This window comes from Aeromicrobium camelliae, from assembly GCF_003850045.1.
Taxonomy (GTDB): Bacteria; Actinomycetota; Actinomycetes; order Propionibacteriales; family Nocardioidaceae; genus Aeromicrobium; species Aeromicrobium camelliae.
In genome coordinates this window covers 108,267-133,930 of the sequence record NZ_RQJX01000007.1, presented here as the reverse complement: position 1 = coordinate 133,930, position 25,664 = coordinate 108,267, and the positions used below count along the sequence as shown (strand labels likewise).

The window sequence follows — 25,664 nt, the reverse complement described above, 5'->3', positions numbered from 1 at the left end:
TTCGGTAGAGGTGGCTCCTGAGGCCGAGCGCCCCGCCTTCCGGCCTTGCGCTCCGTCGCCCTCAGCAACAAGAACTACATTACACGGGCCCTTCAGAGGCCGTCAAACCGGGGGTACCCCTTTGTCGATCCGCGCTGGAACGACAGGCGTATTCGTCAGAGGACCACCAGATCGTCGCGATGGACGACCTCGCGCTCGTACTCCGGTCCGAGCAGCTCGACGAGCTCATGGGAGGAGCGTCCGACCATCGTCGGCAGCTCACGCGCATCGAAGTTGACCAGACCGCGGGCGACGACGGTGCCGTCGAGCCGCACGAGGTCGACGGGGTCACCGGCGGTGAAGGTGCCGTCGACCGCAGCCACGCCGGCGGCCAGCAACGACGCCTTGCGCTCGGTGATGGCCCGGACGGCTCCATCGTCGAGCGTCAACCGTCCCTTGGTCTCACTCGCATGCGCGAGCCACAGCAATCGCGTCGGCCGGCGCTTGCCCGTCGGGACGAAGCGGGTGCCCACCGACTCATGGCGCAACGCCTCCCCCGCCAACGCCGCACTCGTGAGCACGACGGGGATACCCGCGGCCGTCGCGATACGCGCGGCCTCGACCTTGGTGACCATCCCTCCGGTCCCCACGGCAGAGCCGACCCGGCTCACATCGACCTCAGCGAGGTCCTCGTCTCCCCCGACGATCTCGATGCGACGCGACGCGGGGAGGTCAGGATGACCCGTGTAGAGCGCGTCGACGTCCGAGAGCAACACCAACTCGTCGGCATGGACCAGATGCGACACCAAGGCGGCGAGCCGATCGTTGTCACCGAACCGGATCTCGCTCGTCGCGACGGTGTCGTTCTCGTTGACGATCGGCACGACCCCCAGTTCGAGGAGCTTCGCGAACGTCTGGTGCGCGTTGCGGTAGTGGCTGCGGCGCGTGACGTCGTCGAGCGTGAGCAGGACCTGTCCGACCCGCAAGCCGTGCTGAGCGAACCGCCGGCCGTAGAACTCCACGAGGGCGCCCTGCCCCACGCTCGCGGCCGCCTGCTGCGTCGCGAGGTCGCGCGGACGGGTTCGCAGGCCCAGCGGACCGAGGCCGGCAGCGATCGCACCGGAGCTCACCAGGACGACTTCGTCGCCTGCGGAACGGGCGCGGGCGACGGCGTCGACCACCGTGCCGATGCGGTCGGGGTCGATGTGACCGTCGGGCGTCGTCAACGAGGACGACCCGACCTTGACGACGAGCCGGCTCACGGCCGGTCCCCCTCGTCCAGGTCGTAGACCTCCTCTGCGGACCACTCGAGAAGATCGTCGTCCTCGTCCTCGTCGTCGAACTCGTCGAGACCCTCGGGCCGCGGGGGCGGCTCCTCGCCTCGCTGACGCGCCGCCCTCGCCTCGATCTCCCAGGCACGCTTGGCGGCGAGTCGCTCACGGCGCTCACGCGTCGTGCGGCGCGTGTTCTGCTCCAGCCGCAGGTCCTCACCGCGACGACCGAGCACTTCGGCGCCGGCCGTGATGGTCGGATCGAAGTCGAACACGACGGCATCGTCGTCGTCACCGATGAGGATGTCGTCACCCGGCTGAGCGCCCCGGGCGAGGAGCTCGTCCTCCACACCGAGGCGGTTGAGGCGGTCAGCGAGGAAGCCCACGGCCTCGTCGTTGGTGAAGTCGGTCTGGCGCACCCAGCGGCGCGGCTTATCGCCGCGCACGAGCCACTGGTTGCCGCGCTGCTCGATCGTGAACTCCTGGTCCACGCCCGACGGTGCCGGCGGGCGCAGCACGATCCGGGTGGCCTCGACCTTGGGAGCCGCGGCGCGGCGCGCCTCGACGATCTCGGCCATCGCGAACGACAGCTCCTTGAGTCCCGCGTGGCTCGCCGCCGAGATCTCGTAGACGTCGAGATCGCGCGCCTCGAGATCGGCCTTGACGAACTCGGCGATCTGGGCCGCGTCCGGCACGTCGACCTTGTTCAGGGCGACGAGGCGCGGACGGTCCGAGAGGTCGACGCCGGCGAGCTCGGAATAGCGCGCCAGCTCGTTCTCGATGATGTCGAGGTCGGTCAGCGGGTCGCGGCCGGGCTCGACCGTCGCGCAGTCGATGACGTGGACGAGCGCGGCGCAGCGCTCGACGTGGCGCAGGAAGTCGTGGCCGAGGCCCTTGCCCTCGCTCGCGCCCTCGATCAGGCCGGGGACGTCGGCCACCGTGAAGGTGGTCGAGCCTGCCTTCACGACGCCGAGGTTGGGAACGAGCGTGGTGAACGGGTAGTCGGCGATCTTGGGACGTGCCCGCGACAGCGCCGCGATGAGGCTGGATTTGCCGGCCGAGGGGAAGCCGATGAGGCCGATGTCGGCCACGACCTTCAGCTCGAGCGTGACCGTGCGCTCCTCGCCCGGCTCGCCCTTGAGCGCGAAGCCGGGCGCCTTGCGCTTGCTCGAGGCCAGCGCCGCGTTGCCGAGACCGCCGCGGCCCCCGGCCGCGATGACGAGTTCGGTGCCGGCGCCGACGAGGTCGGCCAGCACCTCGCCACCGCGATCGCGCACGACGGTGCCGTCGGGAACGCGCAGGACGAGGTCGTCGCCGTTCGCGCCGTTGCGGTGCGAGCCCGCGCCCGGTGCACCGTTGCCGGCCTTGCGGTGGGGCTCGTGGTGGAAGTCGATGAGCGTCGTGACGTCGGGGTCGACGCGCACGATGACGTCGCCGCCGTGGCCGCCGTTGCCGCCGTCGGGCCCGCCGAGCGGCTTGAACTTCTCGCGGTGGACGGACGCCACTCCGTGGCCGCCGTTGCCGGCCTGGACGTGCAGCGTCACCTGGTCGACGAAGGTCGGGATGGCCATGGGTGCTCCTTTAGCAGCGGAAGAGAAATGACAGAAGGGGTAGCCCGCGTGCGCGGACTACCCCTTCTCGTCGATGTGAGTCAGTCTGCGACGTCACTCCGACGGGACGATGTTGACGACCTTGCGGCCGCGCTTGGTGCCGAACTCGACGGCACCGGCCGACAGCGCGAACAGCGTGTCGTCGCCACCACGGCCGACGTTCACGCCGGGGTGGAAGTGGGTTCCACGCTGGCGGACGATGATCTCACCGGCGTTGACCTGCTGGCCGCCGAAACGCTTGACGCCGAGGCGTTGGGCGTTGGAGTCGCGACCGTTCTTGGTGGAGGCTGCGCCCTTCTTGTGTGCCATGTCCCTCGACCCTTACTTCTCGATGCCGGTGATCTTGACCTGGGTGTACTTCTGACGGTGACCCTGGCGCTTCTTGTAACCGGTCTTGTTCTTGTACTTCTGGATGACGATCTTGGGGCCCTTGGTGGCGCCGACAACTTCGGCGTTCACCGTGACCTTGGCGAGCGCGTCGGCGTCCGACGTCACGTTGTCGCCGTCGACCAGCAGCACCGCGGGGAGCGTGACGCTGTCACCCTCGGTGGCCTTGACCTTGTCGATCTCGATGACGTCGCCGACCGCGACCTTGGCCTGGCCGCCGCCATTGCGCACGATTGCGTACACCACGGGATTCCTCACTCGAATGTCTGTTCAGGGTGCGTGTGACACGCACGAGAACGGCGCGCCGGGGCGCACCGACTGTCTACTCTACTGACCCGACCCATCCTCGGTCAAAACGGGGCCGGTTCCGCCCTCCGGAGCCGCCTGCTCTTCGGAGCGCGACGGGGCCGCATCCTCGACCGGAGTCGAGGGCTCGGGCGCTGCGGCAGGCCGGGTGGCCCGCTTCCGCGCACGCTTGGGACGGGTCACGACGACCGCGGCGGGCTCCGCGGGCGAGTCAGCGCCCGTGTCCTCGGACGCGGCGTCCGCCCCGACCGCAGGCTCGGCCTGCGGCTCGACGGCCTGGGGCTGAGCGACCTCGGGAGTCGCGGCGGCCTCGGGCTGATCGAGCGGCAACTGCGCCGCGTCCGCGGCCTGGTCCGCCTTGGGCTTGCGGCGGCTCCGCGACGCGCGGGCACGGGGCTGTGCCGCCGTCTGCGCCTCCTGCTGCTCGGGCGAGTCCTGCGACTCGACGGTCGCCTCAGCGGAGGCTTCGCTCGTCGCAAGCGCGTCCTGGGGCGCCGGTTCCGCGGTCGAGTCGGCGCTTTCGTCGGCCGCCTGCTCGACCGGCTTGGACTGACGCCGGTTGCGCTTGCCGCCCTCGGCCTTGCCCTGAACCGGGGTCTCCTGCTCCGCGGTGGCCTCGGCCTTCTGCTCCGCGGCGACCTCAGCCTTCTGCTCGGCCGTGGCGTCAGCCTTCCGCTCGCTTGAAGCGTCCTGCTGCTTCTCGCCGTTGCCGTTATTGCCCCGACCCTTGCCGCCGCGGCCGCCACGCCGCCGGCGCGCCTCGTCCTTCTTCGGCTCGACCGGCTCGTCGGCGATGACGACGCCACGGCCCTTGCAGTGCTCGCACTCGTGGCTGAAGGACTCCAGAAGTCCCGTGCCGATGCGCTTGCGGGTCATCTGGACCAGGCCGAGCGACGTCACCTCGGCGACCTGATGTCGGGTGCGGTCACGCCCGAGGCACTCGACGAGGCGACGCAGCACCAGGTCGCGGTTGCTCTCGAGCACCATGTCGATGAAGTCGATGACGATGATGCCACCGATGTCGCGCAGGCGGAGCTGGCGGACGATCTCCTCGGCCGCCTCGAGGTTGTTCTTGGTGACGGTCTCCTCGAGATTGCCGCCCGAGCCGGTGAACCGGCCGGTGTTGACGTCGACGACCGTCATCGCCTCGGTGCGGTCGATGACGAGCGAACCGCCCGAGGGCAGGTGGACCTTGCGGTCGAGGGCCTTGTGGATCTGCTCGTCGAGCCGGTACTCGGCGAAGACGTCGTTGTCGCCGTCCCAGCGCTCGAGCCGATCGGCCAGGTCGGGGGCGACGTGGCCGATGTAGCCCTGCACCATGTCCCAGGCCTCGTCGCCCTGGACGATGAGCTTGGCGAAGTCCTCGTTGAACAGGTCGCGAACGACCTTGATCATCAGATCGGGCTCGGCATAGAGCAGCTCAGGGGCCTTGCCGGCCGCCACCTTGCGCTCGATGTCCTCCCAGCGGGCGCTCAACGCATGCACGTCGCGCGTGAGCTGCTCCTCCGTGGCGCCCTCGGCCGCCGTGCGGACGATGACGCTGGCGTTCTCGGGGAGCACCTCCTTGAGCAGGCCCTTGAGGCGCGAGCGCTCGGAGTCGGGGAGCTTGCGGGAGATGCCGTTGCTGCCGCCGCCGGGAACGTAGACGAGGAACCGCCCGGGCAGGCTGATCTGGCTCGTGAGCCGTGCGCCCTTCTGGCCGATCGGGTCCTTGGTGACCTGGACGAGGATCGTCTGCCCCGGCTGGAGAGCGTCCTCGATCTTGCGCTGCTTGCCGTTCTCGACGTTCGACCAGTCGACCTCGCCGGCGTAGATGACCGCGTTGCGGCCGGCACCGATGTCGACGAACGCGGCCTCCATGCTCGGCAGCACGTTCTGGACCTTGCCGAGGTAGACGTTGCCGATGATCGAGACCTGCGACTCGCGGGCGACGTAGTGCTCGACGAGCACCTTGTCCTCCAGCACCGCGATCTGGGTGTAGTCGTCACGCTGACGCACGACCATCTCGCGGTTGACCGACTCGCGGCGGGCCAGGAACTCGGCCTCGCTCACGATCGGCGCGCGGCGACGCCCGGCCTCGCGGCCCTCACGACGGCGCTGCTTCTTGGCCTCGAGACGGGTCGAACCGCTGACTCCGGCGATCTCGTCCTCGGCGCTGCGGCCCTCGCGGACCTTGACGACGGTGTTCTCCGGATCGTCCGGCGCGGTGTCGGCGTCTTCTCCGGCGCGGGCGCGGCGGCGGCGACGACGCGACGGCGAGCCGTTGCCCTCGTCGTTGTCGTCGTTGTCGGACTGCTTGCCGGCGTCGTTCTGATCGGTGTCGGTGTCCTTGGCCTCGTCGCCGGAGTCGTCACCGTCGTCGCCGTTCTTGCGGCGGCGGCGACCGCCGCGGCTGCGGCGGCGGCGCTTGGGCGCGGCGTCGTCGTCATCGCCGTCGTGGTCCGCGTCGTCGACGTCGGCGTCGTCGTCCGGCTCGGGAACGCGCTCGGGCTTGGGCTTGGGCGGAGCGAGTTCGGCCGGTGGAGCCTGGAACATCGCGGCGATGGTGGCGGCGGGCTTGCTGGTCTCGGCCGCAGCCTTCTCGGTGCTCTGTGCGGACTCGTCGTCCTCGTCCTCGGCCTCGTCGGGCTCCGGGACGGCGGGGCGCGCCGTGGGCGGCGCGAAGATGTCGGTGCTCAGCGCGGCGGGCGGCCCGGCGGGTCGGCCGGCCGCGCGGCGGCGGGTCGTGCTGGTGACCGTGGAGGTCGGTGACGTGGGCTCGGTAGCGGCCGGCTGGCCGGTCGAGCTGTCGTCCGCGGTGGAGTTGTCAGTGGTGTCGTCGTCGAGCATCTGCTCTCCTTCGCCCGATGCGCCTGAGCGCCCCGGGCCTGGGGTCAACGGTCCCTCGGGACCGACAAGTCTGTCGTCGACCTCGGTGCGTCCTCGCATCGAGGGGCGGACGCCGTTCGGCCTGTCACTACGACGACCAGCTCGGCCCGCCGCGGTCGGCTTCGGTCAAGAAGCGTCGCGGTCGTGAGCGAGCGGATCGCCGACCGTGCCGGTCTCCGGGTCGAGCGGGCCCTGGGCCAGGCGAGTCGCAACGGGCGTCTGCCCGGTGGCCAGTCCACACGCGGAACGGAGTCCGACGAGTACGTCGTCCGGTCGTACTGACGGTGTGCCATGGCGTACGACCAGGTCCAGTATCGCACATGCCGCCTCATCGGGATCGGACTCGGCGCGCAAGGACACGACGGCGGCGCGGATGTCGAAGGTCTTCGGACCGCGCTTCATCATGCGTTCGACGAGGATCTCGTCCTGCTGTTCGAAGGCGGAAACCGCCTGCCGCGCGTTCTCGATGGGAAGCTCCGGGACGCGGATGCGCCAGTGGCTCGCTTCCAGTCGATCGGCGAGCGCGCCGGGCGTGGCGACCACGACGTCCATGATGTCGAGGCCGTCGGGCAGCGCCTCGTCGAGCCGCTCGCGGACGGTGTCGGGCTCGAGCCGCTGCGTCAGGCCGATCTCGAGGTACTCCGCCTCGCTGGCCGCGCCGGTGGGTGAGGCACCTGCATAGGAGATCTTGGGGTGCGGCGTGAAGCCGGAGCTGTACCCGATCGGCAGCGCCGCACGGCGGACCGCACGCTCGAACGCCCGCCCGAAGTCGCGGTGGCTCGTGAAGCGGAGGCGGCCCCGCTTGGCATACCGGATGCGCAGCTTCTGCACGATGGGCAACTGCGGGTTGGGGGCCTCCGGATTCGGGGTTCCCTCCAGCGTCCTGCTGCCGTCGTTGCTCATGGCGTCGAGCCTAGAACGTGACTCCCGATGACCTGCCGGTCGGGCAGTCAGGCGGGCGGGGTTGAATGGCGATGATGTCCACCTCACCCTCCGCCCGGGGCCGCGTGCTCGTCGGCGCTTCCATCATCCTGTTGGCCCTGAACCTCCGCGTGGCGGTGAGCAGCGTCGGCGTCGTCATGGACGCGCTGCAGACCGACCTCGGCCTCAGCTCGACGGCGGCGGGCCTCCTGACGACGCTGCCGATGGTCTGCTTCGCGGTGTTCGGCCTGGGGACGGACGCGATCGTGCGACACCTCGGTCTGCACCGCACGACCGTGGTCGCCCTCGTGGCGATCGCGAGCGGCGTCGCGTTGCGGGTGCTCGCCGACGGACCCTGGTTGTTCTTCGCGATGTCGTTCCTGGCGCTGTCGGGAGCGGCGATCGGCAACGTCGTGCTGCCACCACTGGTCAAGGTGCACTTCCCCGATCGCATCGGCCTGCTCAGCGCGCTGTTCGGCGCCGCACTCATGGGCGGCGCGACACTCGGCTCGACGATCTCGGTGCCCGTGTCCCATTCGGACGGCGGTTGGCGCCTGGCACTCGGCATGTGGGCTGCGCTGGCCGTGATCACGCTGCTCCCCTGGCTGCGGATGCTGCGCCATGACGTCAAGCGTTCCCTGGCGGCGTCCGATCACCCGCTGCCGCTCAGCGTGGTCGCGCGATCACCGCTGACCTGGGCCATGCTGGCGTGCTTCGCCGCGCAGTCCGGCGGGGCCTACGCGCAGTTCGGCTGGTTCGCGGCGATGCTCAGCGACGGTGGCGTCGCGCCGGACACTGCGGGGTTCATGCTCGGCGTCCTGACCGCCGTGGGTATCCCGATGACGCTGGCCCTGCCCTGGCTCATCCGTCGCTGGGGCGAGACTCCCGCGCTCCCGGTGGCCTTCGGGGTGCTGACCGTCGCCGGATGGCTCGGCGTCCTCCTCGCGCCCGACGCCGCCCCGGTGCTGTGGGCCGTCACGCTCGGGCTCGGCGGTGGAGCCTTCTCGTGGGTGCTCGCCATGATCGGCTACCGGACCACAACCGCGGCCGGGACGACGGCGCTCTCGGCGATGACCCAGGGACCGGGCTACCTCGTCGGCGCGACCGCGCCGTTCGGCACCGGGCTGCTCCACGACGTGACCGGCAGCTGGGACGCCCCGCTCATGGTGCTCATCGGCGCCGCCGTCGTCATCGCGGTGGCCGGCACCTTCATCGCCCGCTCCGCGCCGCTGGAGTCCCGCCTCGGCAAGTAAGGGCCCCGCGAGTGGCGGGCCCCCCGCACCTGAGGCGCCCCGCGGCTCAGAGACCCGCGAGTGGCGCAAAAGTGGGGAGTTTCCGCCGATATCGCACCTATACTGCGCCACTCGGTCACCACAATGCGCCACTCGGCGAGTAGCCAGTGGCGAGTGGGCCGGGCGAAGCTCCGGTGACCCTCCGGAGCGGCGGGGAGGGCCTCAGACGACGGAGAGCGGCAGGAGCTTCTGGCCGGTGGGGCCGATCTGGATGTCGAGGTCCATCTGCGGGCACACGCCGCAGTCGAAGCACGGCGTCCAGCGGCAGTCCTCGACCTCGGTCGCTCCCTCCGGATCGACGGCGTCCTGCCAGTCCTCCCAGAGCCACTCGCGATCGAGGCCCGAGTCGAGGTGGTCCCACGGCAGCACCTCGTCGTAGTCCCGCTCCCGGGTCGTGTACCAGTCCAGGTCGACGGGCGTGCCCTCGAGCACCTCGGCGGCCTTGGCCGCCCAGCGCTCGTAGCTGAAGTGCTCGCTCCAGCCGTCGAAACGGCCGCCGTCACGCCACACAGCCTCGATGATGGAGCCGACCCGGCGGTCACCGCGCGACAGCAGGCCTTCGACGATCCCCGGCTTGCCGTCGTGGTAGCGGAAGCCGATGGCGCGACCGAACCGCTTGTCGCTCTGCACCGACTCGCGCAGCTTGCGCAGCCGCTCGTCAGTGGTCTCGTGATCGAGCTGCGACGCCCATTGGAACGGCGTGTGCGGCTTCGGCACGAACCCGCCGATCGAGACCGTGCACCGGATGTCCTTGCGGCCCGACACCTCGCGGCCGGTCTCGATGACCCGCTTGGCGAGCTCGCCGATCTGCAGGACGTCCTCGTCGGTCTCGGTGGGCAGACCGCACATGAAGTACAGCTTCACCTGGCGCCAGCCATGCGAGTACGCGGCGGCGACGGTGCGGATGAGGTCCTCCTCGCTGACCATCTTGTTGATGACCTTGCGCAGCCGCTCGCTGCCGCCCTCGGGGGCGAACGTCAGGCCCGAACGGCGGCCGTTGCGGCTGAACTCGTTGGCGAGGGTGATGTTGAACGCGTCCACGCGGGTGGAGGGCAGCGACAGCGAGGTGTTGGTGCCCTCGTACCGGTCGCCGAGCTGCTGGGCGACGTCGCCGATCTCGGAGTGATCGGCGCTCGAGAGGCTCAGGAGACCGACCTCCTCGAAGCCGGACTGCTTGAGGCCGTTGTCGACCATCTGGCCGATCGTCTGGATCGAGCGCTCGCGCACCGGCCGGGTGATCATGCCCGCCTGGCAGAACCGGCAACCACGGGTGCAGCCGCGGAAGATCTCGACGCTGAAGCGCTCGTGCACCGTCTCGGCGAGCGGCACGAGCGGCTTCTTCGGGTACGGCCAGTCGTCGAGGTCCATGAGCGTGTGCTTGGAGATCGTCCACGGGATGCCGTCGCGGTTGGGCGCGACCTTCTCGATGCGGCCGTCCGGCAGATACGTGACGTCGTAGAACTTCGGGATGTACACGCCGCCCGAGGCAGCGAGCCGGGCGAGCACCTCGTCGCGCCCGCCGGGACGACCCTCGTCCTTCCACTCGCGGATGACCTCGCTGATCGCGAGCACGACCTCCTCGCCGTCGCCCAGGACGGCGGCGTCGATGAAGTCGGCGATCGGCTCGGGGTTGAAGGCGCTGTGGCCGCCGGCCAGCACGATCGGGTGGTCGTCGGTGCGGTCGACCGCGTGGAGCGGGATGCCCGCCAGATCGAGTGCGGTGAGAAGGTTGGTGTAACCGAGTTCGGTCGCGAAGCTGACGCCGAGCACGTCGAACGCGCTCACCGGGCGGTGGGCGTCGACGGTGAACTGCGGGATGCCGTGCTCGCGCATGACCTGCTCCATGTCGGGCAGGACGGCGTAGGTGCGCTCCGCGAGGATGCCCTCGCGCTCGTTGAGGACCTCGTAGAGGATCTGGACGCCCTGGTTGGGCAGGCCGACCTCGTACGCGTCGGGGTACATGAGCGCCCAGCGCACCTGGGCTTCGTCCCAGTCCTTCACGGTCGAGTTGAGCTCACCGCCGATGTACTGGATCGGCTTGCTCACACTCGGCAGCAGGGGCTCCAGGCGGGGGAAGACGGACTCGACGGACATGACGTCCAGGGTAGGCGCTCGCCCCACGCTCAGTGAAACCCCGTGGGCAGGCTCGGAGGCCCACTAGGCTCGCTGCGTGAAACGACGTCAGCGCAAGCCCCAGCCCTTCACGCTCAGGTACGTGCCCGTCGCGACCGACGGGTCGCTCGACCAGACCCTGACGATCACCAACAACACGGACGTGTCGGTGATGCCGACGCTGCGGTTCCGCCCGCACAACATGTACGGCATCGAACTCCCGCACGTCACGACCCGCGGCGTGCATGGGACGCATGTGGGCCAGGCCGTGCTCCCGGCTCGCGGGTCGTTGCGCGAGGTGCTTCGGTTCGACGGGCAGGGCGCGGATCAGGTGCGATCCGTCGAGGTCGAGCTCGTGGCGGCCGAGGAAGTCGACCTTCCGGCGCTCGAGGAAGAGACCACGACCGTGATGATCGACCTCGAACAGCGCGCGACCGCGGACCCGCAGGAGTTCTGGGGCATCGGAGCGGTCAACCCCAACCCGTTCGGGGTGACGATCCGGATCTCGCTGGTCGCGTTGGAGGAGCGACGCCGGGACTACCCGCGTCAGGTCGTCGACGTGGTGACCTTGCAAGAGGACCTGGACTTGGCGTCGAACTCCCACGACGTCATCTGGCTGCCCGACGAGGTGCGCGGGCAGTTCCACCAGGTCGTGCACCACCTCGTGCCGCCGACGTACGCCTAGTTCGCCCAGCGGCGCGGCAGTGCGCCGGCGGTCAGAGCTCGGGGAACCAGAGCGCCATCTCACGCGCGGCGGACTCCTCGGAGTCCGAGGCGTGCACGAGGTTCTCCCGGTTGGACAACGAGAGATCGCCGCGGATCGTGCCGGGCGCGGCGGCCCGTCCGTCGGTCGCGCCGTTCAGGGCGCGGACGACCGCGATGGCCTCGTCACCTTCGAGCACAAGGGCCACGAGCGGTCCGGAAACCGCGAACTCGCGCAACGGCGGGTACCACGGCTGCTCGACGTGCTCGGCGTAGTGCGCATCGGCCATCTGCTCGTCGATCGAGCGCAACTCCATCGCCACGAGCGACAGCCCCTTGGCCTCGTAGCGGGAGAGGACTTCACCCACCAAGCCGCGACGGACGGCGTCGGGTTTGATGAGGACGAGCGTGCGCTGTGTCATGGTCCGAATCTATCGGCCCGTCTCGAGAGGAGAACCAATGCCCATGTCCTCTGCCACGAGTCCCTGGTGGCGCGACGCCGTCATCTACCAGGTCTACCCGCGCTCCTGGGCCGACGCGGACGGCGACGGCCTGGGCGACCTGCCCGGCATCACCTCGCGGCTCCCCCATCTGGTCGAGTTGGGCGTCGACGCACTGTGGATCTCCCCGTTCTACCGCTCACCGCAGCGCGACGCCGGCTACGACGTCGCCGACTACCGCGACGTGGACCCGCGCTTCGGCACGCTGGCCGATTTCGACGTTCTGATCGAGCGCGCTCACCACCTGGGCCTGCGGCTGATCGTCGATCTCGTGCCCAACCACTCCTCGAGCGACCATGCGTGGTTCCAGCAGGCCCTCGCCGCACCGCCGGGAAGCCCCGAGCGGGCTCGCTACATCTTCCGCGACGGCCGCGGCCCCGACGGCGATCAACCACCCAACAACTGGCGGAGCAAGTTCGGCGGGTCGGCCTGGACCCGCATCAAGGAAGCGGACGGCGCACCCGGCCAGTGGTACTTGCACCTGTTCGATGAGAGCCAGCCGGACTTCGACTGGTCCCACCCCGAGATCCGGGCCGAGTTCGAGGACATCCTGCGCTTCTGGCTGGATCGGGGCGTCGACGGCTTCCGCATCGATGTCGCCCACGGCATGGTCAAGACCGAGGGCTACCCCGACGCGCCTGAAAAGTACGACCTGGCCGTCGATCCGACCGCGTCCCAACCCATGTGGGACCAGCCGGGGGTGCACGACATCTTCCGGTCGTGGCGCCGGCTCGTCGACAGTTACGACGGCGACCGGATCCTATGCGCGGAGGCATGGGTGCGGCCCGACGAGGCGCTGGCACGCTACGTCCGCCCGGACGAGTGCCACCATTCCTTCAACTTCGGCTACCTCATGACCCCCTGGCGCGCGACCGACCAGCGCGCGTCGATCACCCGCTCGCTCGAAGCCGTCCGCAGCGTCGGCGCGGTGCAGACCTGGGTGCTGTCCAACCACGACGTCGTACGCCACGCCACCCGGCTCGCCGTCCCGCAGAGCACGACGTCGCTCGTCGGCGGCATCGGACCGGACGATCCTCAGCCGGACGCCGAACTCGGGCTGCGACGCGCTCGCGCCGCCACCGCCCTCATGCTGGCGCTCCCGGGCGCCGCCTACCTCTATCAGGGCGAGGAACTCGGGCTCCCCGAAGCCACGATGCTGCCTCCGGAAGCCCGACAGGACCCGACGTTCTGGCGATCCGACGAGGGTGACGTCGGTCGCGACGGCTGCCGCGTCCCCGTCCCGTGGGAGGCTGATCGGCCCGCCTTCGGCTTCAACGAGACAGGGGCGACGTGGCTGCCGCAGCCGGAGGTGTACGGGCCGCTGGCGGTGGACCGCCAGCGGGGCGTTCCCGGCTCCACGCTCGAGATGTACCGCTCGCTGCTCACCCTGCGCCGCGACCGCGGTCTCGGCCGCGGCGAGCTGCGCTGGCTGGATGGGTTCGGACCCGACGTGGTGGCGTTCGTCGTCGCCTCAGCGGGCCGGACGACGACCGTGCTCGCCAACATCGCAAGGACGCCGTTGGTGCTCCCCGCCGGCGCGACGGTCCTGGTGACGAGCGGCGCCTCGGATCGCGAACTTCCCGCGGACACCACCGTGTGGCTGGACGGCGAGCTCTCCGCCTCGCAGGTTCACGTCCCCGGGGTCTGAGGACCGGAGTCGTCCCTCGCCCTTCCCATTGCGAGGTGTCGACTTCTCCTTTACGTTGAGGTACCGCCGTGACCTCGGTCACCTCCCGGCCGAGATCGTTGGAACCACTGAAGGGGGCGCTTCGATGGGACGCGAGAGATGAGGCGTCGGAGCACGACGCGGCGGAGGGCGGTCGGGGCCACCACCGCAGCCGTGGTCGGACTCTCCGTGCTGGCCGGGTGCGCCGGCGACGAGGGGAAGCCGACGCTCAACTGGTACATCAACCCCGACGGCCAGGAGACGCTCAACCAACTGGCCGAGGACTGCAGCACCGACGACTACGACATCGCGATCCAGCTGCTCCCCGCGAGCGCCACCGATCAGCGCACGCAGCTCGCCCGCCGGTTGGCCGCCAGCGACAGCTCGACGGACCTGATGAGCCTGGACCCGGTCTTCGTGCCCGAGTTCGCGAACGCCGGCTGGCTGACGCACTTCGAGGGTGACCTCGCCGACCAGGTGCTCGACGACGACGTCCTCCGCGGCGCCGCCGAGACGGTCGTGTGGGACGACGAGGTCGTCGCCGCGCCGCAGTGGGCCAACACCCAAGTGCTCTGGTACCGCAAGTCCCTCGCCGAAGCCGCCGGTCTCGACATGAGCCGGCCGGTCACGTGGGACCAGGTCATCGACGCCGCCGCCGAGAACGACGGCACCGTCGGCGTTCAGGCCAACAAGTACGAGGCGTACGTCGTGTGGATCAACGCCCTCATCCAGGGTGCCGGGGGCGACATCCTCGACCCCGATACCGTCGAGGACGGCCGCGACGCGAAGGTGACCATCGACTCCGAAGCGGGTGAGCGAGCCGCGGCGGTCATTGAGAAGCTGGCCGATTCCCCCGCTGCGCAGCCGGACTTCACCACCTCCAACGAAGGCACCAGCCTCGGGGCCATGTACCCCGAGGAGGGGGCCGGCGAGTTCATGACGAACTGGACCTTCGTCTACAAGAACTACGAGGGTCTCATCGGCAAGTCCGGCGGTCCCGCCGACGAGCAGGAGTTCGAGGACCTGGGCTGGGCTCGCTACCCGCAGACCGTCGAGGGCGAGGAGTCCCGGCCCCCCATCGGCGGCATCAACATCGGCGTCGGCGCGTTCACGAACCACCCGGACTTCGCCCAGGAAGCGGCACTGTGCATCTCCAGCGCCGACGCCCAGACCGCTCTCGCGGTCAACGAGGGCCTCATGCCGTCGCGCCAGTCCGTCTACGACTCGCCTGAGCTCGCCGAGGCGTATCCCGCCGACCTCCTCGAACTCTTCAGCGAGAGCATCGACACGGGCGGCCCCCGCCCGAAGAGCGCGTTCTACAGCCAGATCTCGAACGCCATCCAGGCGCGCTGGCACTCCCCCACGGCCGTCGATCCGAGCACGACACCCCAGCGCTCGGCCGAGTTCCTCAAGGCCGTCCTACGTGGAGAGGCACTGCTGTGAGCACCACGATCGCCCCTGACGCCGACCGGACCAGGACCGCAACCGCGTCCGACCGCACGCGCGCTGAGAACAGCCTCGCCCGCAAGCTGGTGGCCCCGGCCATCGTGCTGATGCTGCTCGTCACGGCCTTCCCGATGCTGCGGGCGCTGTACCTCTCGTTGTTCAACTACTCGCTGACGGCACCGGACGATCGCGAGTTCGTCGGCCTCTCCAATTACGTGACCGCGCTGACCGACTCGCTGTTCTGGCGCGACACCGCGAACACCGTGATGATCATGGTGGTCACGGTGGTGTTCGAGTTGGTCATCGGCTTCGCCTTCGCGATGGTCATGCACCGGGTGATCTTCGCGCGCGGAGTCGTTCGCACCTCGATCCTCATTCCGTACGGCATCATCACCGTCGTCTCGGGCTTCGCGTGGCAGTTCGCCTTCTCCAACTCCAACGGCTTCATCAACAGCTGGCTGCCGTTCATCGGCGACGACTTCAACTGGTTCGCGGAGTATCCCTCGTCGATGATCGCGATCATGGCGTCGGAGATCTGGAAGACGACGCCGTTCATGTCGCTGCTACTGCTCGCCGGCCTCGCGCAGGTGTCCGAGGACATGATCGAAGCGGCCAAGGTCGACGGCGCCTCGTGGTGGCAGCGCCTGTGGAAGGTCATCCTGCCCAACATGCGCTCGGCGATCATGGTGGCGGTGCTCTTCCGCGCCCTCGACGCCTACCGCATCTTCGACAACATCTTCGTCATGACCGCCGGCGCCAACGGAACCGAGTCGATCTCGTTCCTGACGTACCGCCAGGTCATCGAGCAGTTCCAGCTGGGGATCGGATCGGCGCTGTCGGTCCTGCTGTTCCTGTCGGTCCTGCTCGTGGCGTACCTCATCGTCAAGCTATTCAGGGTCGACCTCGCGGCCGCCCGGCAGGAGGGGTGAGATGAAGGCCTGGTTGAACCGCGCCGGGATGGTGGCGGGTTTCGCACTGATCCTCGGGTGGTGCCTGCTGCCCGTGGCGTGGATCGTGTCGATGTCCTTCAAGTCCCAAGAAGCCGTGACGAACGGCAGCCCCGGCTTCTTCCCCAGCGAGGGCGGTGGCGCCGGATGGCAGAACTACATCGACGTCCTCCAGGACGACCAGTTCGCCCGGGCGATCCTCAACTCGATCGGCATCTCGCTCATCGCGACGATCCTGTCGGTCACCTTCGCGACCTTCACGGCCTACGCGGTGGCCCGGCTCGAGTTCAAGGGCAAGAAGTTCGTGCTCACGACCGCGCTGGTGATCGCGATGTTCCCCGTGGTCTCGCTCGTCGGCCCGCTCTTCGACATGTGGCGCACGCTCGGCATCTACGACACGTGGCTCGGCCTCATCATCCCGTACATGTCGTTCACGCTCCCGCTCGCGATCTGGACGTTGTCGGCGTTCTTCCGTGAGATCCCCTGGGAGATGGAGCAGGCGGCGCAGGTCGACGGCGCGACCGCCTGGCAGGCGTTCCGCCGCGTCATCGTGCCGCTCGCCGCGCCCGGGGTCTTCACCGCCGCGATCCTCACGTTCTTCTTCGCGTGGAACGACTTCGTGTTCGGGATCTCCCTGACCTCGACCGAGAGCGCCCGCCCGATCCCCGCGGCGCTGTCCTTCTTCGTCGGAGCCGATCCGTTCAACCGGCCGGCGTCCCTGCTCGCCGCCGGCGCGGTCGTCGCCACGGTGCCGATCGTCGTCCTCGTCCTCGTTTTCCAGCGCAAGATCGTCGCCGGCCTGACCGCCGGCGCAGTGAAGGGTTGAGCCATGGCCACCATCGAAATGAAGAACATCGTCAAGAAGTACGGCGACGGGTTCCCCGCGGTCAACGACGTCAGCATCGATGTCGCCGACGGCGAGTTCATGATCCTCGTCGGCCCGTCCGGCTGCGGCAAGTCCACCCTGCTGCGCATGATCGTGGGTCTGGAGGACATCACCTCCGGAGACATGCTGATCGACGGAGAGCGAGTCAACGACCTCGCCCCGCGCGACCGCAACCTCTCGATGGTCTTCCAGAACTACGCGCTGTACCCGCACCTGACGGTGTACGAGAACATCGCGTTCCCCTTGCGACTGGCCAAACGCAGTAACAAGGAGATCGACGAGAAGGTGCGCGAGGCCAGCCGCACGCTCGACCTCGACGAGCATCTCGAGCGCAAGCCCGGACAGCTCTCGGGCGGTCAGCGTCAGCGCGTCGCGATGGGGCGGGCGATCGTCCGCGACGCCAAGGCGTTCCTGTTCGACGAGCCGCTGTCCAATCTCGACGCCAAGCTGCGTGGCCAGATGCGCACGGAGATCTCGCGCCTGCAGAAGCGCCTCGGCATCACGACGGTCTACGTCACCCACGACCAGACCGAAGCGATGACGCTCGGCGACCGCGTGGCCGTGATGAAGCGCGGTGAGCTGCAGCAGTTGGCGTCCCCGCGAGAGCTCTACGAACAGCCGGCCAACCTCTTCGTCGCGGGCTTCATCGGCTCGCCGCCGATGAACTTCCTCCCCGCCACCGTCGAGGGCGGCGAGATCACCCTGCCCTTCGGCACCTTCCCGTTGCCGGCGGACAAGGCCGATCGCACCGCGGGCAAGGGCCTGCTGATGGCCGGCATCCGCCCGGAGTACTTCGAGGACGCCGCGGTGCAGGCGGACGTCGACGAGTCACGCACCTTCACCGCGCACATCGACGTGCGCGAATGGCTGGGCGACCAGCAGTACGCCTACGTCCCGTACGACGCCGAGCCGCGCGTGCAGGATCAGCTGCGCCAGCTGGCCCGCGAGGCCGACAGCGACTCCCTGCGCACGCAGCTCGTGGTCTCGCTGGACTCGGCCAGCCAGATCAGCGAGGACGACGAGGCCCGCCTGGTCATCGACACCGACAAGATCCACCTCTTCGACCCGGCGAGCGGCGAGAACCTCACCGTGGGCCTCTGATCGGAGGGCGGCTCAGGACCGACGGCTGCGCCCCCGCGCGGCGCGGACGGCTTCGAGGACTTCCGTGTTCCACTCGTGCTCGCGGATGAGGCGGTAACGCTCGCACGCGACTCGCAGGTAAGCCTCGGCGGGACGCTCGTCAGGGCCCCGGACGCCGGCCTCCTCGATCATCTCGAGGACGGGGACGAACTCCTCGGCGTACCAGCGCTCGGCCATCGTCTTCTGGTCCATGTACGTGCCCTCGGCGTGCATCGTGCGGGTGGCCCACGCCTCCACGGTCTCGGCGATGACGCCGTAGTCCGTCGGCTCGTCGACCGCCACCGCGGCGCGCGCCTCCCCTGTGAAGGGAACGCGCTCGAGCAGGATGCGGCGCCAGTGCTTGCGTTCGAGGTCTCGGCGGCTGTTGATGCCGACCGGACGCAGCAACGTCTCGACGGCCGTCACCTGGGCCTCGATGTCCTTGAGCCCGAGGCTGCGTGCGACGGAGACCCGGTGGTGCCCGTCGCGCACGAAGTAGTAGTCCCCCACCTGGTAGACGTCGATGGGTGGGATCTCCTCACCGGTGCGGCTGGCGCGGGCCAGCCGCTCCCAGCGTTGGCGGCTACGCGCCGACGTGGGCCGGAACCGGCGGTCGAAGTCGCGCGTCTTGTCGACCGAGCCGACGATGGCGTCGAGCGGGATGACCTTCGTGCCGACGTAGTGCTCGGCACGGCGCCCCAGTGCATGGACGACCTCGTCGAAGGACATGGACTGCACCACGTCCTCGGCGCCGCCGCGCACACGGGCGGCGAGCGAGGACAGGACCTGGTGCCGCCGCGCGCGCATGAAGTCGCTCTCGGCGTCCACGCGGGGCGATCCGGAGTCACTCACCATGGTGGGCCTCCTCTTCTGCTGTCGGCCCGGATCGGGTGGGAGCGGGATCGCCCCGATGGGGCTCCACCTCGATCACGGTCCAGGGGATCACATTGAGAACGGTCGTCGTGCCGACCTGGTGCGTCGGCTTCTGCAGGCCGTAGGGGTGGATGTGCCCGTGCAGATGCCAGCTCGGCGTCAGCGTCGCGATGGCGTCGTGCAAAGCGTCGATCCCGCGGTGGGCGGGATCGGCATCGTCACCGAGCCCGGACGCGGGGGTGTGCGTGAGCAGGACGTCGACCGCACCGCGTCCTTCGGCGACGAGTCGACGAACACGCAGGCGGTATTCCTCCTGCGTGTACTGGTGCGGCCCGTTGTTGTACCGCACGCATCCGCCGAGTCCGGCGATCCGGAGCCCGGCGGCTTCGACCACGTGACCGTCCGCGCTGATGAAACCGCCCGGCGCGACGTCACCACCGGTCACCGGGTCGTGGTTGCCGGGAACGAAGACCGCCGGCACCTCCAGGAGACGCCCGAGATTCTCCAGATAGTCCCAGGGGAGGTCTCCGGCGGCGAGGAGCACGTCGACGTCGAGTCCACGCGCGCGGGACTCCGCGGTCGGGATCTCCTCATCGGCGACGGCCAGCACGCGGACCATGATCCGAGCCTACTCGCGTCGGGGCGGAGGGCTCAGCGATCGCCGGGCTAATCGCCCTCGGCTGCCGCCCACCTCGCGCGGTCGCGCTCGATCTTGCGGCCGAGCAGGATCGCCCCGGCCCACAACGCGGCGAACATGCCGCCGACGAAGAACATGATCGGGGCGACGAACCCGAGACCGATGGCTCCCACCTGCACGAGGTGGCCGAGCCACTCTCCCACCGCGCTGCGCAGGAGTCCGCATGCGACGAGGCACAACAGCGCGAGCCCGAGCCCGGCACTGAGGCCGAGGGCGACGGGAACGTCCTCGACCATGATGAGGACCGGCGAGGCGAGCCCGAGGATGACGGCCTCGAAGCAGAGCACCGCCATGGCCATGTGCTTCATCGCGGGTCCTCTCCTTCGACACCGAGCAGCGTCCGCGCCTCACCCACGGTCACGACCGAACCGGTCACGAGCACGCCGCCACTGCCGACAGCGTCCTCGAACCCCTCGGCCGACTCGGCGCGGGCGATGGCCTCCTCGAGCGCCTCGTCGAGGCGCGGAGCCAACGACACCCGTTCCTCGCCGAAGACGTCGGCGGCCAGCTGCGCCAGTTCGGCGGCGGGCATCGAGCGGTCGGAGGTGTTCTGCGTGCAGACGACCAGCGCCAGCACCGGTTCGAGCTCGCGCAGCATCTCCTCGACGTCCTTGTCCTCCATCACGCCGAGCACACCGACGAGCGGGCTGAACGTGAACTCCGAGGTGACCGCCTCGAGCATCGTGGCGACGCCGTGCGGATTGTGCGCGGCGTCGAGAAGCACGGTGGGACCGCGGCGTGCGACCTCGAGTCGCCCGGGAGACCGGACGGTGCCGAACGCCTCGCGGACGAGGTCGGCGTCGAGTTCCTTCACGCCGGTGAACGTCTCGACCGCGGCGAGCGCGAGCGCGGCGTTGCGGGCCTGATGGGCGCCGTGCAGCGGCAACAGGATGTCCTCGTAGCGTGCGCCGAGCCCCTGGATCGTGAATTGCTGACCGCCCACCGCCGGCACGCGCGACTCCACCCCGAAGTCGACGCCTTCGCGCACGACCGGAGCGCCCACCTCCAGGGCGCGGCGCATGAGGACGTCGAGCACCTCGGGCTCCTGCGCGGCGAACACGCCTTGCCCGCCCGGCTTGAGGATGCCCGCCTTCTCGACGGCGATCTCCGCCGGCGAGGACCCGAGGTAGCGGGTGTGGTCGAGCGCGATGGGGGTGATGACGCCGACCTTGGCGTCCGCCACGCTCGTGGCGTCCCAGCTGCCGCCCATCCCGACCTCGACGATCGCGGCGTCGACGGGAGCGTCGGCGAACGCCGCATACGCCATGGCCACCATGGTCTCGAAGAAGGAGAGCGGGTGCTCCTGCTGCTCGTCGACCATCGCCGCGAACGGCGCGACGTCCTCGTACGCCCGCACGAACTCCTCGTCACCGAGGGGCTCGCCGTCGATGCTGATGCGCTCGTTGATGCGCTGCAGATGCGGGCTGGTGAATCGGCCGGTGCTAAGACCGAGCGCCCGGATGAGGGCGTCGATCATGCGGCTCGTGGAGCTCTTGCCGTTCGTTCCGGTGAGCTGGATCAGCGGAGCTGCGTCCTGCGGATTGCCGAGCAGCTCGCACACCGCGCGGATGCGGTCGAGCGAGGGCTCGAGCTTGGTCTCGGGCCAGCGGGCGAGCAAGGCCTGTTCGACCTCGCGCAGGGTGGGAGTCATCACCTCTCAGCGTATCGGTCGCCCTCATAACGTCCGACGTTCCGCAGGTCCGCCCCCTCTGGAGGCAGGAGGTAAGGGAGGGCACCCCCGTGGCGGCGCGGCTTCCGTAGACTGGGCGATTGTGAGCACCGTTCCCGAAAAGCCTGTCCTCGAAGGCCTGGAGGCCACCTGGTCCCAGCGCTGGGAGGAGCGCGGCACCTACCGCTTCGACCGCAGCAAGACCCGCGAGGAGGTCTACTCGATCGACACGCCGCCGCCCACGGTCTCGGGCTCCCTGCACGTCGGCCACGTCTTCAGCTACACGCACACCGACGTGGTGGCCCGATTCCAGCGCATGCGGGGCAAGGAAGTCTTCTACCCGATGGGCTGGGACGACAACGGCCTGCCCACCGAACGCCGAGTGCAGAACTACTACGGCGTGCGCTGCGACCCGTCGCTGCCGTACGACCCCGATTTCACTCCGCCGGCCAAGCCGGACCCGAAGAAGCAGGTGCCGATCAGCCGGCGCAACTTCATCGAGCTGTGCAACGAGCTCGTCGAGCGTGACGAGCAGGTCTTCGAGCAGCTGTGGCGCACGCTCGGCCTGTCCGTGGACTGGACGCAGACCTACACGACCATCGGCCATGACGCGCAGACGGTGAGCCAGCGCGCGTTCCTGCGCAACGTGCAGCGCGGCGAGGCCTACAGCCAGGACGCGCCCACCCTGTGGGACGTGACCTACCAGACGGCCGTCGCGCAGGCCGAGCTCGAGGCGCGCGAGTACCCCGGCCACTTCTACCGGGTGGCGTACCACCACGCGGACGGTCCCGTGTACATCGAGACGACCCGGCCCGAGCTCACCGCGGCCGCCGTCGCGCTGATCGCCCACCCGGACGACGAGCGCTACCAGCACCTGTTCGGCAGCACCGTCACCTCGCCCATCTTCGGTGTCGAGGTGCCCGTCATCGCTCACCCGGCCGCCGACCCGGAGAAGGGCTCGGGCATCGTCCACTGCTGCACCTTCGGCGATCTGACCGACGTGCAGTGGTGGCGCGAGTTCCAGCTGCCCAACCGCACCGTCATCGGCCGCGACGGCCGGTTCCTGCGCGAGACGCCCGAGTGGATCGCCACCGACAGCGGCCGGGAGCTGTACGCCGAGCTCGCCGGGAAGACCACCTTCTCGGCCCGCGAGCTGACCGTCAAGGCGCTGCAGGACAGCGGCGACCTCGACGGTGAGCCCAAGCCCACGCAGCGCATGGCGAACTTCTACGAGCGTGGCGACAAGCCGCTCGAGATCGTCTCGACCCGCCAGTGGTACATCAAGAACGGCGGCCGTGACGCCGAGCTCGCCCAGGAACTCATCAAGCGCGGCGACGAGATCACCTTCGTCCCCGCGTACATGCAGTCACGCCTCACCAACTGGATCGAGGGGCTGAACGGCGACTGGCTCGTGAGCCGCCAGCGGTTCTTCGGCATTCCGTTCCCGGTCTGGTATCGCCTCGACGCCGACGGTGAGCCGGACTACGAGAACCCGATCTTCGCGTCCGAGGACGAACTGCCCGTCGACCCGGCGTCGCAGGCGCCGCGCGGATACGACGAATCGCAGCGCGGTGTGCCCGGCGGCTTCATCGCCGACCCGGACGTGCTCGACACGTGGGCCACCTCGTCGCTCACCCCGGAACTGGTCTGCGGGTGGGAGCGGGATCCGGAGTTGTTCGCGAAGACGTTCCCGATGGACGTGCGTCCGCAGGGTCACGACATCATCCGGACCTGGCTGTTCAGCTCCATCGTGCGCTCGCACCAGGAGTTCGGCACCGTGCCGTGGAAGCACGCGACGCTGTCGGGCTTCGTCGTCGACCCCGACCGCAAGAAGATGAGCAAGTCCAAGGGCAACGTCGTGGTGCCCGACGAGATCATCAGCAAGTACGGCGCCGACGCGGTGCGCTGGCGCGCCGCCGGTGCTCGTCCCGGCGCGGACTCCCCGTTCGACGAGGCGCAGATGAAGGTCGGCCGCCGCCTCGCGATGAAGATCCTCAACGCGAGCAAGTTCGTGCTCGCGGCCGAGGACGCCTTCGGTCTCGGCGCCGACGCCTCGTACCTCGACCCGGCCAAGGTCACCGAGCCGCTCGACCGAGCACTGCTCACGGGGCTCCAGTCGGTCGTCACCGAGGCGACGCGGCACTTCGAGGCCTTCGACTACACCTCGGCGCTCGAGGTCACCGAGAAGTTCTTCTGGGACTTCTGCGACGACTACCTCGAGCTCGTCAAGGAGCGGGCGCGCGGCAACGACGCTGCCGGCGAGTCCGCCAAGGCGACGTTCGTGCTGGCGCTGTCGGTGCAGCTGCGACTGTTCGCGCCGTTCCTGCCCTACGTCACCGAGGAAGTGTGGTCGTGGTGGCAGGAGGGCTCGATCCACCGCGCCGCCTGGCCCACCGTCGACGCCGACCTCGCGGTCGAGACGCAGGACGCGAGCCTGCTCGGCATCGCGGCTCAGGCTCTTGCCGGCATCCGCGGCGCCAAGTCGGTGGCCAAGGTCAGCCAGCGCACGGAGGTCACCGCTGTCAGCGTGACCGGTTCGTCGAGCGCGCTCGAGACGCTGGCGCTGGCGCTGTCGGACGTGAAGGCCGCCGGCCGCGTGACCGGCGAGATCACGACGACCGCCGACGAGTCCGCTGAGGAACTCGCCGTGGAGGCCACACTCGCCGAGAGCTGAGCGCGAAGGCCCCAGATGTGCGCCCTATTCGTCGACCCAGCTGGTGCTGGGTTGACGGATAGGGCGCACATCTGGGTTCTCAGGTGGTGAGGGATCGGGCGGCGTCGCGCGCGGCCTCGGGAGTGCTCGCCGCGAGAGCGGCTTCTGCCGCGGCCTCGCACTGGGCGAGGGTGACCGTCGACAGCTTGGCGCCGACCAGCGGTGCGGCGGTCGCGGCCGAGGACAACGACGTGACGCCCAGACCGGTGAGCACGCAGGCCAGCAGCGGGTCCGCCGCGGCCTCACCGCAGACCCCGACGGGCTTGCCGGCGGCCCGACCGGCACGCGCGGCGATCGCGATGAGTTCGAGCAGGGCCGGCTGCCAGGGATCGTTGAGCTTGGCCAGCGACGGCGTCATGCGGTCGGCCGCGAACGTGTACTGGCTGAGGTCGTTGGTGCCGATCGACAGGAAGTCGACGTGTCGCAGCAGCCGCTCGGCGTGGAGCGCGGCGCTCGGGATCTCGATCATGACGCCTGGCACGAGGCCGAGCGACCGCACGCGGGCGGCGAACCACGAGGCTTCGTCCTCCGTGGCGACCATGGGAGCCATGACCCACACGGGCGCCGCGGCATCCTTCGACGCGGCGGCGATCGCCTCGAGCTGACGGTCCAGCAGCCCTTCGTCACGCAGACCGAGGCGCATGCCGCGGACGCCGAGCGCGGGGTTGGGCTCGTCGGGGATCGTCGCGAACGCGACGGGCTTGTCCGAGCCGGCGTCGAGCGTGCGCACGACGACCTTGCGCTCCCCCATCGGCTCGAGGACCTCGGCGTAGATCCGGGCCTGCTCCTCAACGGAGGGCTCGGTGTCGCGGTCGAGGAAACACAACTCGGTGCGGAACAGACCCACGCCTTCGACGGGCTTCTGTGCAGCGTTCTGCGAGGACGCACCGTCCTGCACGTTGGCGAGGATCTCGACGCGGTGGCCGTCCGACGTGCCGCCGGGTCCGGTCCACGAGGCGGCTGCCTCGCCCACGAGGCGCGCCGACTCGGTGCGCGTCTCGATGACCTCGGCGTCGGGTTCGATGACGACGTCACCCGTCGCGCCGTCGACCAACACGACCGTGCCGGTCTCGATCGCGTCGAGCCCCTCGACACCGACGACGCACGGGATGCCGAGCTGGCGCGAGATGATCGAGGTGTGGCTCGTGGGTCCGCCCAGGGACGTGGCGATGGCGACCACGACCGACGGGTCGAGGCCGGCGGTGTCGGCCGGCGCGAGGTCGTCGGCGCACAGCACGGACGGCTCGGACGGCGCGGGAATGCCCGGCTCCGGCTGCCCGGAGAGTTCGGCGAGGATGCGATCGTGTACGTCGCGCAGATCGGTCACCCGTTCGGCCATGAGGCCACCTGCCGCGGTGAACATGGCGATGAGGTCGTCGATGGCGCCGCCGACGGCGGCGTAGAGTCCGTTGCCTTCGCCCAGTCGCTTCTGCACCAGCGACACCAGGCCGCGGTCGCGCGCCAGCCCGGCGGTCGCCGTGAGCACTTCGCTGGCGGCGCCGCTCGCGCGAGCGGCGCGCTCGGTCAGCCGCTGAGCGACGACCTCGGCCGCCGCGCTGAACCGCTCGGCCCCATCGGCCGCATCGACCTGGGGATCCTCGGTGGGAACCTGCGGACGGGGCATGGGACGGACCACCGGACCCGTTCCAACCCCCGGGACGACACCAGTGCCATGCAGTGCGCTTTCGTGGGCCATGTCA

At 69.6% G+C, this 25,664-nt stretch carries 21 protein-coding genes; 8 read left to right on the top strand and 13 right to left on the bottom strand.

The genetic code is table 11. The features are described from left to right. Window positions 1-155: 155 nt before the first annotated feature. From proB to EHW97_RS07250, 6 genes are all read right to left on the bottom strand, one after another. The gene (proB, locus tag EHW97_RS07275) at window positions 156-1,241 is read right to left on the bottom strand and encodes a glutamate 5-kinase (RefSeq protein ID WP_124236496.1); all 1,086 of its coding nucleotides are present in this window, start codon (window positions 1,239-1,241) and stop codon (window positions 156-158) included. After that, a complete protein-coding gene (obgE, locus tag EHW97_RS07270) occupies window positions 1,238-2,821 on the bottom strand; it encodes a GTPase ObgE (protein WP_124236495.1) in 1,584 nt (527 codons plus the stop codon). Before obgE ends, proB begins: the two co-directional genes overlap by 4 nt. Window positions 2,822-2,914: 93 nt before the next feature. Next, on the bottom strand, window positions 2,915-3,169 hold the full coding sequence (rpmA, locus tag EHW97_RS07265; protein ID WP_124236494.1) for a 50S ribosomal protein L27: 255 nt from the start codon (window positions 3,167-3,169) through the stop codon (window positions 2,915-2,917). A 12-nt stretch (window positions 3,170-3,181) separates the two neighbouring features. Continuing rightward, window positions 3,182-3,490, bottom strand: a complete 309-nt coding sequence (rplU, locus tag EHW97_RS07260; protein WP_124236509.1) for a 50S ribosomal protein L21 — start codon at window positions 3,488-3,490, stop codon at window positions 3,182-3,184. An 84-nt stretch (window positions 3,491-3,574) separates the two neighbouring features. Then, on the bottom strand, window positions 3,575-6,382 hold the full coding sequence (locus EHW97_RS15730; RefSeq protein WP_341770285.1) for an Rne/Rng family ribonuclease: 2,808 nt from the start codon (window positions 6,380-6,382) through the stop codon (window positions 3,575-3,577). A 165-nt stretch (window positions 6,383-6,547) separates the two neighbouring features. Then, complete coding sequence (locus EHW97_RS07250) at window positions 6,548-7,324, bottom strand: TIGR03936 family radical SAM-associated protein (protein ID WP_208001932.1); 777 nt, start codon at window positions 7,322-7,324, stop codon at window positions 6,548-6,550. Between the two features lie 74 nt (window positions 7,325-7,398). Here EHW97_RS07250 and EHW97_RS07245 point away from each other — a divergent pair, with 74 nt between their 5' ends. Beyond that, a complete protein-coding gene (locus EHW97_RS07245) occupies window positions 7,399-8,595 on the top strand; it encodes an MFS transporter (protein WP_166367425.1) in 1,197 nt (398 codons plus the stop codon). 201 nt (window positions 8,596-8,796) lie between these two features. Here EHW97_RS07245 and EHW97_RS07240 read toward each other — a convergent pair whose 3' ends face one another. Next, window positions 8,797-10,728 carry a TIGR03960 family B12-binding radical SAM protein gene (locus tag EHW97_RS07240; RefSeq protein WP_124236491.1) on the bottom strand — a complete coding sequence of 644 codons (1,932 nt, stop codon included), beginning with the start codon at window positions 10,726-10,728 and terminating at the stop codon, window positions 8,797-8,799. A 76-nt stretch (window positions 10,729-10,804) separates the two neighbouring features. Here EHW97_RS07240 and EHW97_RS07235 point away from each other — a divergent pair, with 76 nt between their 5' ends. Further along, window positions 10,805-11,431, top strand: coding sequence for a hypothetical protein (locus tag EHW97_RS07235; RefSeq protein WP_124236490.1), 627 nt, complete (start codon window positions 10,805-10,807; stop codon window positions 11,429-11,431). Window positions 11,432-11,462: 31 nt separating this feature from the next. On the opposite strand, the gene ndk is transcribed toward EHW97_RS07235, so the two are convergent. After that, entirely contained in the window at window positions 11,463-11,870 is a 408-nt protein-coding gene (gene ndk, locus EHW97_RS07230) for a nucleoside-diphosphate kinase (RefSeq protein WP_124236489.1), read from the bottom strand. A 37-nt stretch (window positions 11,871-11,907) separates the two neighbouring features. On the opposite strand from ndk, the gene EHW97_RS07225 reads away from it, so the two are divergent. The 5 genes from EHW97_RS07225 to EHW97_RS07205 all read left to right on the top strand — a co-directional run bounded on the left by EHW97_RS07225 (window position 11,908) and on the right by EHW97_RS07205 (window position 17,994). Next, window positions 11,908-13,596 (top strand): glycoside hydrolase family 13 protein, encoded by a 1,689-nt coding sequence (locus EHW97_RS07225; RefSeq protein WP_341770284.1) that lies wholly within the window; start codon window positions 11,908-11,910, stop codon window positions 13,594-13,596. A 138-nt stretch (window positions 13,597-13,734) separates the two neighbouring features. Next, the gene (locus EHW97_RS07220; protein ID WP_124236487.1) at window positions 13,735-15,057 is read left to right on the top strand and encodes an extracellular solute-binding protein; all 1,323 of its coding nucleotides are present in this window, start codon (window positions 13,735-13,737) and stop codon (window positions 15,055-15,057) included. Next, window positions 15,054-15,989: a carbohydrate ABC transporter permease gene (locus EHW97_RS07215; RefSeq protein ID WP_243696336.1), complete on the top strand. Its 936-nt coding sequence runs from the start codon at window positions 15,054-15,056 to the stop codon at window positions 15,987-15,989. Before EHW97_RS07220 ends, EHW97_RS07215 begins: the two co-directional genes overlap by 4 nt. Before the next feature lies 1 nt (window position 15,990). Further along, complete coding sequence (locus EHW97_RS07210; protein WP_124236486.1) at window positions 15,991-16,833, top strand: carbohydrate ABC transporter permease; 843 nt, start codon at window positions 15,991-15,993, stop codon at window positions 16,831-16,833. Window positions 16,834-16,836: 3 nt separating this feature from the next. Beyond that, window positions 16,837-17,994: an ABC transporter ATP-binding protein gene (locus tag EHW97_RS07205; RefSeq protein ID WP_124236485.1), complete on the top strand. Its 1,158-nt coding sequence runs from the start codon at window positions 16,837-16,839 to the stop codon at window positions 17,992-17,994. Between the two features lie 12 nt (window positions 17,995-18,006). Here the strand turns inward: EHW97_RS07205 and EHW97_RS07200 are convergent, their stop codons facing one another. The 4 genes from EHW97_RS07200 to EHW97_RS07185 are packed head-to-tail and all read right to left on the bottom strand — an operon-like array spanning window position 18,007 to window position 21,233. Then, window positions 18,007-18,867 (bottom strand): ParB N-terminal domain-containing protein, encoded by an 861-nt coding sequence (locus EHW97_RS07200; RefSeq protein ID WP_124236484.1) that lies wholly within the window; start codon window positions 18,865-18,867, stop codon window positions 18,007-18,009. Continuing rightward, a complete protein-coding gene (locus EHW97_RS07195) occupies window positions 18,857-19,504 on the bottom strand; it encodes a metallophosphoesterase family protein (RefSeq protein ID WP_124236483.1) in 648 nt (215 codons plus the stop codon). Before EHW97_RS07195 ends, EHW97_RS07200 begins: the two co-directional genes overlap by 11 nt. A 47-nt stretch (window positions 19,505-19,551) precedes the next feature. Further along, on the bottom strand, window positions 19,552-19,890 hold the full coding sequence (locus EHW97_RS07190; protein WP_124236482.1) for a DUF4233 domain-containing protein: 339 nt from the start codon (window positions 19,888-19,890) through the stop codon (window positions 19,552-19,554). Continuing rightward, complete coding sequence (locus EHW97_RS07185; protein WP_124236481.1) at window positions 19,887-21,233, bottom strand: bifunctional folylpolyglutamate synthase/dihydrofolate synthase; 1,347 nt, start codon at window positions 21,231-21,233, stop codon at window positions 19,887-19,889. The genes EHW97_RS07190 and EHW97_RS07185 overlap by 4 nt, the downstream gene beginning before the upstream one ends. A 121-nt stretch (window positions 21,234-21,354) precedes the next feature. Between EHW97_RS07185 and valS the strand changes: the two genes are divergently transcribed. Next, a complete protein-coding gene (gene valS, locus EHW97_RS07180; protein ID WP_243696335.1) occupies window positions 21,355-23,925 on the top strand; it encodes a valine--tRNA ligase in 2,571 nt (856 codons plus the stop codon). A gap of 79 nt (window positions 23,926-24,004) precedes the next feature. Here valS and ptsP read toward each other — a convergent pair whose 3' ends face one another. After that, on the bottom strand, window positions 24,005-25,660 hold the full coding sequence (gene ptsP / locus EHW97_RS07175) for a phosphoenolpyruvate--protein phosphotransferase (RefSeq protein WP_124236480.1): 1,656 nt from the start codon (window positions 25,658-25,660) through the stop codon (window positions 24,005-24,007). Window positions 25,661-25,664 lie beyond the last annotated feature (4 nt).

Bases quoted from the DNA above. Each gene is read 5' to 3' on its own strand.
- obgE (WP_124236495.1), bottom strand. From the start codon at position 2,821: ATGGCCATCCCGACCTTCGTCGACCAGGTGACGCTGCACGTCCAGGCC.
- rpmA (WP_124236494.1), bottom strand. From the start codon at position 3,169: ATGGCACACAAGAAGGGCGCAGCCTCCACCAAGAACGGTCGCGACTCC.
- EHW97_RS15730 (WP_341770285.1), bottom strand. From the start codon at position 6,382: ATGCTCGACGACGACACCACTGACAACTCCACCGCGGACGACAGCTCG.
- EHW97_RS07250 (WP_208001932.1), bottom strand. From the start codon at position 7,324: ATGAGCAACGACGGCAGCAGGACGCTGGAGGGAACCCCGAATCCGGAG.
- EHW97_RS07245 (WP_166367425.1), top strand. From the start codon at position 7,399: ATGTCCACCTCACCCTCCGCCCGGGGCCGCGTGCTCGTCGGCGCTTCC.
- EHW97_RS07240 (WP_124236491.1), bottom strand. From the start codon at position 10,728: ATGTCCGTCGAGTCCGTCTTCCCCCGCCTGGAGCCCCTGCTGCCGAGT.
- ndk (WP_124236489.1), bottom strand. From the start codon at position 11,870: ATGACACAGCGCACGCTCGTCCTCATCAAACCCGACGCCGTCCGTCGC.
- EHW97_RS07225 (WP_341770284.1), top strand. From the start codon at position 11,908: ATGCCCATGTCCTCTGCCACGAGTCCCTGGTGGCGCGACGCCGTCATC.
- EHW97_RS07220 (WP_124236487.1), top strand. From the start codon at position 13,735: ATGAGGCGTCGGAGCACGACGCGGCGGAGGGCGGTCGGGGCCACCACC.
- EHW97_RS07210 (WP_124236486.1), top strand. From the start codon at position 15,991: ATGAAGGCCTGGTTGAACCGCGCCGGGATGGTGGCGGGTTTCGCACTG.
- EHW97_RS07205 (WP_124236485.1), top strand. From the start codon at position 16,837: ATGGCCACCATCGAAATGAAGAACATCGTCAAGAAGTACGGCGACGGG.
- EHW97_RS07200 (WP_124236484.1), bottom strand. From the start codon at position 18,867: ATGGTGAGTGACTCCGGATCGCCCCGCGTGGACGCCGAGAGCGACTTC.
- EHW97_RS07195 (WP_124236483.1), bottom strand. From the start codon at position 19,504: ATGGTCCGCGTGCTGGCCGTCGCCGATGAGGAGATCCCGACCGCGGAG.
- EHW97_RS07190 (WP_124236482.1), bottom strand. From the start codon at position 19,890: ATGAAGCACATGGCCATGGCGGTGCTCTGCTTCGAGGCCGTCATCCTC.
- EHW97_RS07185 (WP_124236481.1), bottom strand. From the start codon at position 21,233: ATGACTCCCACCCTGCGCGAGGTCGAACAGGCCTTGCTCGCCCGCTGG.
- ptsP (WP_124236480.1), bottom strand. From the start codon at position 25,660: ATGGCCCACGAAAGCGCACTGCATGGCACTGGTGTCGTCCCGGGGGTT.